Genomic DNA, 9,304 nt, shown 5'->3' with positions numbered 1-9,304 from the left:
CCAACGTCCCTGGGCAGTACAGCTAGGACTGAGCTTTCGCCTGTCGATTCAGTTGCATAATCAGACGGCATTCGCCTGACATATAAACGACTGGTAGCGCCATGTTTAGTGGCTGGGTGCTGGCTTTCGGGGCGCGCGCCAATAGCAATCGCGGGTGCAGATATTTCGTCGGTTTTTACTCTGAAAGCCGATGCACTTTGAGCCCTTGTTCTGAGGGTCGACGGGCCAGTTCGCCTTCGTTTCGCGCTTCGTCCTCAAAATACGTAGTCATGTCAGGACAAAGATCCTTTGTCCTGGCAGTAAGTTGACTCACATTTATGCTGATGTTGTTAGCGTTAATATGTCAAATTGACAGACTCTCGTTTCCCTCTAGTATCTATGTTGGGGGAAGCAAACTACAGAGCCGTCAGCTGTGAATGACGCGACCCGAAGAATCATTGGGGCCGCGTGTGTGCCCTGATCTGAACTGTCAGGTGGTACTCAGTTGAGCTATTTACGCAGGAACCGAAATCGTTTGGGAAGGTCCGGTACCGGTGGCTGGCTTGTCAGCCCTCCAGGTTCCGTGAAACCGACAACCCACAGGATTGGGCGTAAGGCATTGTCCGCTACAGCGGCGTTCTCGCTGCTCGGAACACTCGTCCTAGGAACACTTCCTCTGGTGGCCCCTGCCGAGGCTGCCCCGGGCACCCCAGGCACCCCGGGTGCTCCCTCGCTGATCTACTCGGAGGATTTTCAGAACGCGCCCGTGACGGGAGCGACGAATATCGCCGCCTACACCAGCACCACCGGCGCCACATACACGGCGAGCCCGGTCTACCAGAGCGCGCAGCAGTGCAACGGAACGATCTTCGGTCATCAGGCCACCAATGCCGCTCTCGCGACCGCACAATTCTGTTCGTCTTCCTGGTGGCCTACTGCCCGGACGGTCCCGGCCGCCATCGGCCAGCACGCCGGGATGGCTGATCCCAACACAAACCTCGCAGTCGCCGAGCAGACTTCCGGCGGCTCCACCAATTACACGGGGGTGATGCTGGAGGGATCCGGTATCAACGTCGCCGGCACCGGTCGTTTCGTCACCTTCTCGCTCGACGTCGGAAACCTATGCAACATCGGTCTCCAGGCATTGGATCGGTTCTACCTGATGGACGGCGCTACGCCCATTGCTTTGAACGCCACCGACTACAACATCTGCGCTGACCCCAACCGCGAGACGTTCACCGTCGACGGAAATGTCGTCAGCGTCGGTACCTTTACCGGAAACCGGGCTGCCCTGGTCACCAACCCGACGGTCGGCTTCCGGGTTACCAATCAGCAGCCCAGCGGCGCCGGAAATGACCAGGCTTTCGACAACTTCAAGATCCTCGATGTGACCCCGCAGCTGGATAAATCCTTCAGCCCTGCGTCCCTGCCCGTTGGTGCGAAATCCACGCTGACGCTCACGGTCACCAACACCGATGAACTTGCTGCCAAGAACGGCTGGTCCTTCACAGACGCACTCCCGGCCGGGTTGACAGTGGCAGACGGAGCTGCCGCCACCACATGCCCGGCGGGGGTCGTGACAGCTCCTGCCGGCGCCACCTCAGTCGCCGTGACCGGGAACCTGGATGCCGGCATGGCGGCCTGCACCGTGACCGTCAACGTGACAGCTGCGGCGGCAGGGGCCTTCACCAACGGCCCGGCGAACGTCACGGGGACGGGCATCAACCCTCCTGGCGACTCCACCGTCCAATTTGTTGAGCAGCCCTGGGCCTGCGATGCCTCGGGTTACTTGTTCCAGAGCCCGAACTTTCCTGCCGGACCGCACCTGGTCCAGCAGGTAGACCTGGTGACCGGTGCTAACAGCACCGCATTTGAGCTGCCTTCGCATGTCAACGCTGCCGGGTACAACACTTTGGATAACTTCTTCTACGGGACCACTGCCACGGGGCACCTGGTCAGAGTCGGGGCGAACGGTTCCTTGACCGACCTCGGTATCCCGGCTGGGACCACCGGAACCCTCTCCCTTGTCGGCGACTTCGATAACGCAGGCCACTACTGGGTCACTGCTAACGGAGTGAACAACACCGTCTACGAAATAGACCTCGCACCGGGATCAGCCACGTACGGCACCGTCGTAAACACGGTCGTCCGGACAGTCCCTGCCGGTGTTGTAGCCAGCGCGGACTGGGGCTATATCGACGGCGCCTTCTACAGCACAGCCTCTGATACCACGGGCAACGTCCTCCTCCGGTTCGATCCGGCTACCGGTGCTTCAACGGTTGTTGGACCCATGAACGGCCCGGACGGAACCCAGTTCACCGGCCTGGCCGCAGGTGCTGTCTACGTTGATGCCGGAGGCTACCTCTATGCGTCTAACAACGCCACCGGAAACATCTACCGGATCACCCCCACCACAGGAGCAACGATCCTGTTGTCCGCCGGTCCTGCAGCAGCCGGTAATGACGGTGCACGCTGTGCTCTGGCACCGATCCCGACCCTCACGGTTACCAAGACCGTCGAAGGCCGTCAGGCTCCTGTGGATCAGTTCACAGTTGGCCTGCAGAACGCCGGCGGGACTGTCCTCACCTCAGCCACCACTACCGGCACGGCCACTACGGTCAGCACGACCAACCAGCCGGTTTCCCAAGGCGCGACCTACACGATCACCGACACCATGGCGGCAGGCTCGGCCAGCGGTATAAACGCCTACAACGCCGGGGTAACCTGCACGAACATCGCATCCGGAGACGCCGTCCCAGCCGAGGGTAACGGTCCATGGACGTTCACTGTTCCGGACGCGGCCGCGTTCACCTGTGAAGTGACCAACGCACCCGTGGACGTCAGTGTTGGCCTGGTCAAATCGGCCGACCAAGCCGCGATGGAGAACATCGAACCGGGACAAATCATCACGTACACGTTCGCGTTCACCAACACCGGAGATGTGCCCCTGACTGATATCCGTATCGATGAAGGCGCATTCACCGGAACAGGGAACGCCCCGGTCGCTATCTGCCCGGCCGGCACGGTAGCTCCGGACGCAACCGTTACGTGCACCGCCACCTACACGGCCACCCAGGACGACGTAGACGCCGGTTCGATCTCCAACACGGCCTCCGGTACCGGAACCCCGCCCGAAGGCTTCCCAGTCCCGCCGGTCTCGCCTCCGTCAACGGTCGTCGTTCCGGCTCCGCCGGCACCGGCCATCACCGTGGTGAAGACCGCCGATGAGGCCGCCCAGGCGGACCTCGCTGTAGGCCAGGAGATCACGTACTCGTTCCTGGTCACCAACACCGGTAACGTCACCCTCGAGGACGTCACCGTCAACGAAGGCAACTTCTCCGGCGCGGGCGAGCTCAGCGACGTCACCTGCCCGGCAGAAGCAGCCCGGCTGGCACCGGCCGCTGCCATCACCTGCACGGCCACCTACTCGGTGGTCCAGGCCGATGTCGATGCCGGCTCCATCACCAACACTGCCACCGCCACCGGCGTTCCGCCTGGAACAACTCCCCCGCCGGTCTCATCACCCTCGGGCGTTACCGTTCCCACCCCGAATGCACCGGCAATGACCGTGCTCAAGACAGCAAGCACGGACAAGGCAACAACGGGGGGTCAGGTGCTCACCTACTCGTTCTTCCTCACCAACACCGGCAACGTCACCTTGACGAACGTCAGTGCTGTGGAAGGCGAATTCAGCGGAACCGGTGACCTGTCGGCCGTAAACTGCCCGGCAGAAGCTGCCTCGCTGGCACCGGCCATGAGTGTCACCTGCACAGCCACCTACACGGTGACCCTGGCAGACCTCAACGCAGGCACCATCACCAACACCGCAACAGGTACAGGCACCACGCCCGCTGGAGGAGCCATTACCTCGGCCCCCTCCACGGCCAAGCTCGCCGCCCAGGCACCCGTGTCGGCAGTGAACTTTGCCGGCAACCTTGCCAACACCGGGCTCGACGCTGGTCCACTCGCCCTCGGCGCGCTCGTGCTCTTCCTCCTCGGCGGAAGCACTCTGGCAGCAGCGAAACTCCGACGCCGCCAGAGCTAACACCAGAAACAAGCTCCTGATCTCAAGGAGCTAAAACAAGAAACAGCGCCCGGGACTGGAATTCCATCCCGCACCCGGGCGCTGTTTCTATCCCCAAAGCCACCCCCGCCCTGCAGGGGATCTGCAGGTTGGCCGTCAGGGGACAGGATGAAGGACCCACCCAGCAGGCCATTGGTGTTTTCGTTGATGCCACGCTGCCAGGGTGAGTGCGGGTCGCAGAAGTAGATCTCGATGCCGGTGTCGATCTTCACGGTATTCCAGTCCTGCATCTCGATGCCCTGGTCCCAGGTCAGGGAATGCCGCAGTGCCTTGGGGGAATCCGGTTCTTGCGCTGGCCGGCCTTGCGGCAGGGCTGCCTGATAGCCGCCCGGTGCGGTGCGCAGGCACGCGGTCAGATCACGCTTCAGCGCCCCGCGGGACTGCACGTAAAGGGACTGGTAGATCGTCTCGGGTGACACCCGCATCTCCGGCTCATGAGGGAACCCAACCCGGAGCCGTCATCACCATAAGCCACGCCCCGCGCGACTCCGGTCTTGCTGCTTATGATGTAGCGGCTTTCAGCTTGAGTAAGTAGTGGATGCAGGGACGACCGGAATCTTCAAAGATGCCGTGACCGGTGACCTGCCAACCCGCGTTTTCGTATATCTTGCGTGCTGCAAGATTTTCTTTCAGGACTCCGAGGGTCGCCTCTACGAACCCCTCCAACACGAGCGACTGAGTGACCTGTGCAAGCAGGAACCGCCCCAGTCCCCGGGATTGGCTCGCCGGGTCCACAGCCAGCAGCGCGAGATGAGCCGTGCGGGCGGCACCTGGCTGGGTGTGATCAATTGCCAACGTGAACCCGTGGGTCCTCGAGCCGCTTTCCGCGATGGAAAGGATACTTCCCGGGACCGTGAGTTTCTTCAATGCTCTGTGCTTCACCTGGGGATCGCTATGTGTGCCATCACGAAGGGCGACGGCGTGCATCCAAAGTTCTGCGCACCGAGGGAAATCTGCCTCGGTGCCCGGGCGGAATATAAACGACGGCGGGGGCTGCGTGCATCTGTTGTGATTCTCCATCCATACATTTGTAGCGCAGTAGGCCGATTCGCGTATTTTGACATGAACAGCCTTCTGCTTGTGGGTTTGGGAGGTGCAGTGATCGCTATAAGCGCGTGGCTGGACTACATGAAAGGTAGCTTTGTGGCATGACGGTTATGTACAGGTACGACGTGGAGGTCCTGCACCTGCTCGTGTCACCGGGCCACGCCTACTTCGGTCGGGCACGCAACGGCGCTGCCGACGTCCCGACCACAGATGCGGCCACCGTGGACGTTGTGGCCGGTAAGGGAATCGTTGGCGACCGCTTCTTCGGCAAGGCCGCACACATGGATGCCGCTCTCACGCTGCTCTCCATCGAAGCGCTCGAAGCCATGGCCGCGGAGCTGGGCGCTGCACCATTCGATCCGCTGCTGACGAGACGCAACGTGGTGCTTCGGGGCGCGCAGCTGGCACCGCTTCTCGGGCATGAGTTCGCCCTGGAGTCACGCGGCGCCGAGGTCCGGCTCTGGGCTGGGCGGCCTGCCCACCCGTGCGCGTGGATGGACAGGATGCTTGCGCCGGGCGCGCATGCCGCCATGCGGGGGCGCGGGGGCCTGCGGTGCCGGCCGGTTTCTGATGGCCAGCTGCACCGCGGCCCGGCCGTCCTGGTCAGCCCGGTACCACTGGATCCCGAGCAAGCGGGAACCCCCTCCGTACTGCGGCCCGGCCGGCTTCCCTAGATCTCCCTGACGATGTTCTGGACCAGCACCAAACGGCTGCTTGACGGCATGGGCAGCGGCAGCGCGGTCAAGCAGCCCCGTTTTCGGTGCATGATTGCATGCGTTGCGACCAAAAAACGCTAGCTGGTTTGCACCCCGGCAGGGACAAATTGTCAGCGTGCAACGCGCTCTTCAGCACGCTAACGGCCTGCGCTACGGCGGCCTATCCACCGGCGCGCCCTCGGGTTCGCGTTCGGCACCCCTCTCGGCGCCTGGATCGGGACCACCTTCGGCTGGCGATGGTCCTTCGGTGCCCTGTCAGTCCTCGCGGTCATCGTCGTCGCCCTGATCATCGTGTGCGTCCCTGATGCCGCAGGGCAACCAGCCACCTCGCGGCTTCCCCTGGGGCAGGTGTTCCGAATCCCCGGAGTCGCCATCATTCTGGCCGCCATCGTCGCCTGGATGCTCGCCCACAGCACCATCTACACCTACATCGCCCCTATCTCCGGGCCACTAAAACGGGCCTCTCGGCCGACCTCACCCTGCTGGTCTATGGCATCGCCAACGCGTTCCTACCAGTCGCTTTCAACCTCGTAGTCTTCGGCGCGGGCATCCTCGGTGCATTGCTCCTGACGCCATTTGACGGGCTGGTGCTCCCAGTAGTCATGATTGCCCTCGGGATCACTGCCCTCCTGCTCACCCTGTACGGCCGACGGACCGCATTCCCCCGCCGCCTCTGACCCTCGTGAGCGACCCGCCATACCCTTCCGGCAACGTCGCCGATGCGTTCATCACCACAGCCAGAAGTGCACAACCCCGGCAGCCGCCGTCGGGCCTTTCACCGAGCCGTCGCGGAGGCTCCCCGCGGGGCACTTTGAGGCTTACTGGTGCGGAACAGCCGGTTCTTTACCTCTATGATTGAGCTTGCGGGGAACTGAGTACTTTTGATCTTGCCGGCGGACAGCGGAAACCGGCATTCTTGCGGGCGGCAGTCCGCACCTTTGAAGGGAACACCTATGGCTCGGAGCCCCGAAGAATCGCTCAGGGCGACTCTGGGCAGAGTGGCTCCAGGCACGCCGTTGCGCGATGGCCTGGAACGCATCCTCCGTGGACGCACCGGAGCGCTGATCGTGCTGGGTTCGGACCGGACCATCGAATCCATCTGCTCCGGCGGCTTCGACATCGGCATCGATTTCTCCCCTACCCGGCTCCGTGAACTGGCCAAGATGGACGGCGCCATCATCTGCGACAGGGACGCCGGGAATATCCTCCGGGCCGCCGTTCAGTTGGTACCGGACTCAAGCATCGAAACGCAGGAGTCAGGCACCCGCCACCGCACCGCCGAGCGCGTGGCCATCCAGACTGGCGTGCCCGTGATCTCCGTCAGCCAGTCCATGCAGATCATCGCGCTGTACGTGAATGGGCTGCGCCACGTGCTCGAGGGCTCGGAAAAGGTCCTGGCCCGCGCCAACCAGGCTCTGGCAACCCTGGAGCGCTACCGCTCACGCCTGGACCAGGTCACCAGCTCATTGTCCGCGCTGGAGATCGAGGCCATGGTGACCGTCAGGGATGTTGCCGTCACACTGCAGCGGCAGGAGATGGTCCGCCGGATCTCGGAGGAAATCTCCCAGTACGTCCTGGAACTCGGCGAGGACGGCCGCCTGCTCTCACTCCAGCTGGACGAGCTCACGGTGGGCCGGGGCCCCGGCAGCGACATCATCATCCGCGACTACGCCGGCCCCCACGCCTCTCCCGACGACATTGAGAAAGCCGTAAGCGCTCTGGTGAACCTTGGCCCCACGGAGCTGATCGACCTCGGCAAAATCTCCGGAATCATCGGCTTCGCCGGCGGTGTGGACACGCTCGACGCCGTCGTGCAGCCCCGCGGGTACCGCCTGCTCTCCGGGCTAAAGGCCGTCCCCAGGGCGGTGGCTGACCGGCTCGTGGACCACTTTGGCGGGCTGCAGTTCCTGATGGCCGCCACCATCGACGACCTCATGACCGTGGACGGCATCGGTGATCAGCGGGCCCGCACCGTGCGCGAAGGCCTGAGCCGCATGGCGGAGGCCAGCCTGCTGGACCGCTTCCTCTAACCATGCACTCACGGCGCGGCACGAAAAACTGATCGACCTCGCCGCCGATTTCTTCGAGCAGCAAGAGCAGGCCGAGCGGATCCACACCGAAGCACAGGCAGTGCCCCGAACGGCCACGACTCCTTGATCGAGTGGCCCCTGCGATCATCCAAAGTGGCCCTCGTTGCTGATCCCCTAGTACCCGGCGTCAGCCCCAAGGGCCAATCTTGGAGGAGAGGACCTGCTCACCCGCCTGTTCGCTCCGCACCAGATCAGTGGAAATATCAGCCCAGGTGTCTCCGGTCTTCATCCGGACCGGTTCATTGTTTACTGTCCGGGTAAAGGACCCGTCCGGATGCGCCACCGTCTGCTCAGTCGGAGTCGTTGCCGAATCCACAACCACATCGGTCCCGCCCGTGGCAGCTTTCTGCCCCGCGCCGGCTTTCAGACAGGACAACCACGGCGCTGATAGGAGAGTGCCCACGAGCAACTTTCAGAACGAAGGAAAACGTGTGGGTTCCCCAAGAGCCGTTCCCCATGCACGAAGTATCTGAGAGAAAGTTACACGCAACCTGGAACTTCACGCATGATTGCTGATCTTTTTTGTTAGCGCTCACCTTACTACGACGAGGCATCGGGCAAAGGTCGCTTACTGCGAGGAAAGAGAGAGCTTTAGTATTCCGGTTTGTCGTATATGGTTCCCATATCAACCGAGTAGCAACCCCAGGAGCAATAATGACCGCAGACAGCCAGCAGGTCCTCTCATCGCAGGATCACGCCCTCGGTCTGAAGTATCGGCGCAACTCCATAATCTTTGGGGTCATAGGGCTATTCGTTTTTGGCGTCGCCTTCGGGTTGTTTGCCTTTATCACTGCCCGTAAAGCGGAGGGTCAGGGCGTGAAGGCTACCGCAGGGAAGGTCCTTGGAGTCCTGGGGTTCATCGGCGGGATCATCGTTATGACGATCCTGTTTAAGAATCGATAACTCTGGTCTAGCAAGAGACAGCATTGCAGGACAGGATGCCTGGAAGTATCAGACCGGCCTAGGTTCGTCTCAGGCCCCAGATTATGGACGAGCAATATCTGAGGCGGCAACAGTGGCCCTGCAGCCAACACGACGAGCGCTTACCGTGCGCGCCTACGATTTCTAACGTCGATGGTTGGGATTTCCCTGGTTCACTTCTGAATAAACAAAAGTGATAGCCGAGTAGTACAGACGATGAGGTCTAACTCATCGCAGCATCAGGCGAGAAAGGCCGGAAAGCCACCTACCGAGGCGCCGTGATGCTGAAACTCACGTGCTGTCAGTGATGGTCGAAAACTGAGCCGTTTTGTGGGTTGAAAACTGAGCCACGTTGACGTTGGTTATTCTGCCGTATTTTCTGGTCTTGTCGAGGGCAGCGAGTCTGTCTGTGCATGTTTGAGTCGGTAGCTGGAGCCTTTGAGGGTGATGACTTCGGCGTGGTGGAC

General features: G+C 62.0%; 7 protein-coding genes and 1 pseudogene. 5 read left to right on the top strand and 3 right to left on the bottom strand.

The genetic code is table 11. The features are described from left to right. Nucleotides 1-658 precede the first annotated feature (658 nt). On the top strand, nucleotides 659-4,024 hold the full coding sequence (locus J7E83_RS21550; RefSeq protein WP_214965822.1) for a DUF6923 family protein: 3,366 nt from the start codon (nucleotides 659-661) through the stop codon (nucleotides 4,022-4,024). A 161-nt stretch (nucleotides 4,025-4,185) separates the two neighbouring features. Here J7E83_RS21550 and J7E83_RS21655 read toward each other — a convergent pair. Next, nucleotides 4,186-4,506 (bottom strand): annotated as a pseudogene (locus J7E83_RS21655) (transposase); the annotation flags it as partial. A gap of 58 nt (nucleotides 4,507-4,564) precedes the next feature. Next, a complete protein-coding gene (locus J7E83_RS20220) occupies nucleotides 4,565-4,930 on the bottom strand; it encodes an N-acetyltransferase (RefSeq protein WP_214965812.1) in 366 nt (121 codons plus the stop codon). Nucleotides 4,931-5,211: 281 nt separating this feature from the next. Here J7E83_RS20220 and J7E83_RS20215 point away from each other — a divergent pair, with 281 nt between their 5' ends. From J7E83_RS20215 to disA, 3 genes are all read left to right on the top strand, one after another. Beyond that, complete coding sequence (locus tag J7E83_RS20215) at nucleotides 5,212-5,784, top strand: MOSC domain-containing protein (protein ID WP_214965810.1); 573 nt, start codon at nucleotides 5,212-5,214, stop codon at nucleotides 5,782-5,784. A 204-nt stretch (nucleotides 5,785-5,988) separates the two neighbouring features. Beyond that, nucleotides 5,989-6,360: an MFS transporter gene (locus J7E83_RS21650; RefSeq protein ID WP_396020586.1), complete on the top strand. Its 372-nt coding sequence runs from the start codon at nucleotides 5,989-5,991 to the stop codon at nucleotides 6,358-6,360. A 419-nt stretch (nucleotides 6,361-6,779) separates the two neighbouring features. Continuing rightward, complete coding sequence (gene disA / locus J7E83_RS20210; RefSeq protein ID WP_214965808.1) at nucleotides 6,780-7,856, top strand: DNA integrity scanning diadenylate cyclase DisA; 1,077 nt, start codon at nucleotides 6,780-6,782, stop codon at nucleotides 7,854-7,856. A 187-nt stretch (nucleotides 7,857-8,043) separates the two neighbouring features. On the opposite strand, the gene J7E83_RS20205 is transcribed toward disA, so the two are convergent. Next, complete coding sequence (locus tag J7E83_RS20205; RefSeq protein ID WP_214965806.1) at nucleotides 8,044-8,232, bottom strand: hypothetical protein; 189 nt, start codon at nucleotides 8,230-8,232, stop codon at nucleotides 8,044-8,046. A gap of 338 nt (nucleotides 8,233-8,570) precedes the next feature. Between J7E83_RS20205 and J7E83_RS20200 the strand changes: the two genes are divergently transcribed. Beyond that, nucleotides 8,571-8,819: a hypothetical protein gene (locus J7E83_RS20200; RefSeq protein WP_214965804.1), complete on the top strand. Its 249-nt coding sequence runs from the start codon at nucleotides 8,571-8,573 to the stop codon at nucleotides 8,817-8,819. The last annotated feature ends 485 nt before the right edge of the window (nucleotides 8,820-9,304 follow it).

This window comes from Arthrobacter sp. ISL-48 (genome assembly GCF_018613805.1).
Lineage (GTDB): Bacteria > Actinomycetota > Actinomycetes > Actinomycetales > Micrococcaceae > Arthrobacter.
Note: the sequence above shows the minus strand (reverse complement) of the source record. Positions and strands in the feature narration are given on the sequence as shown.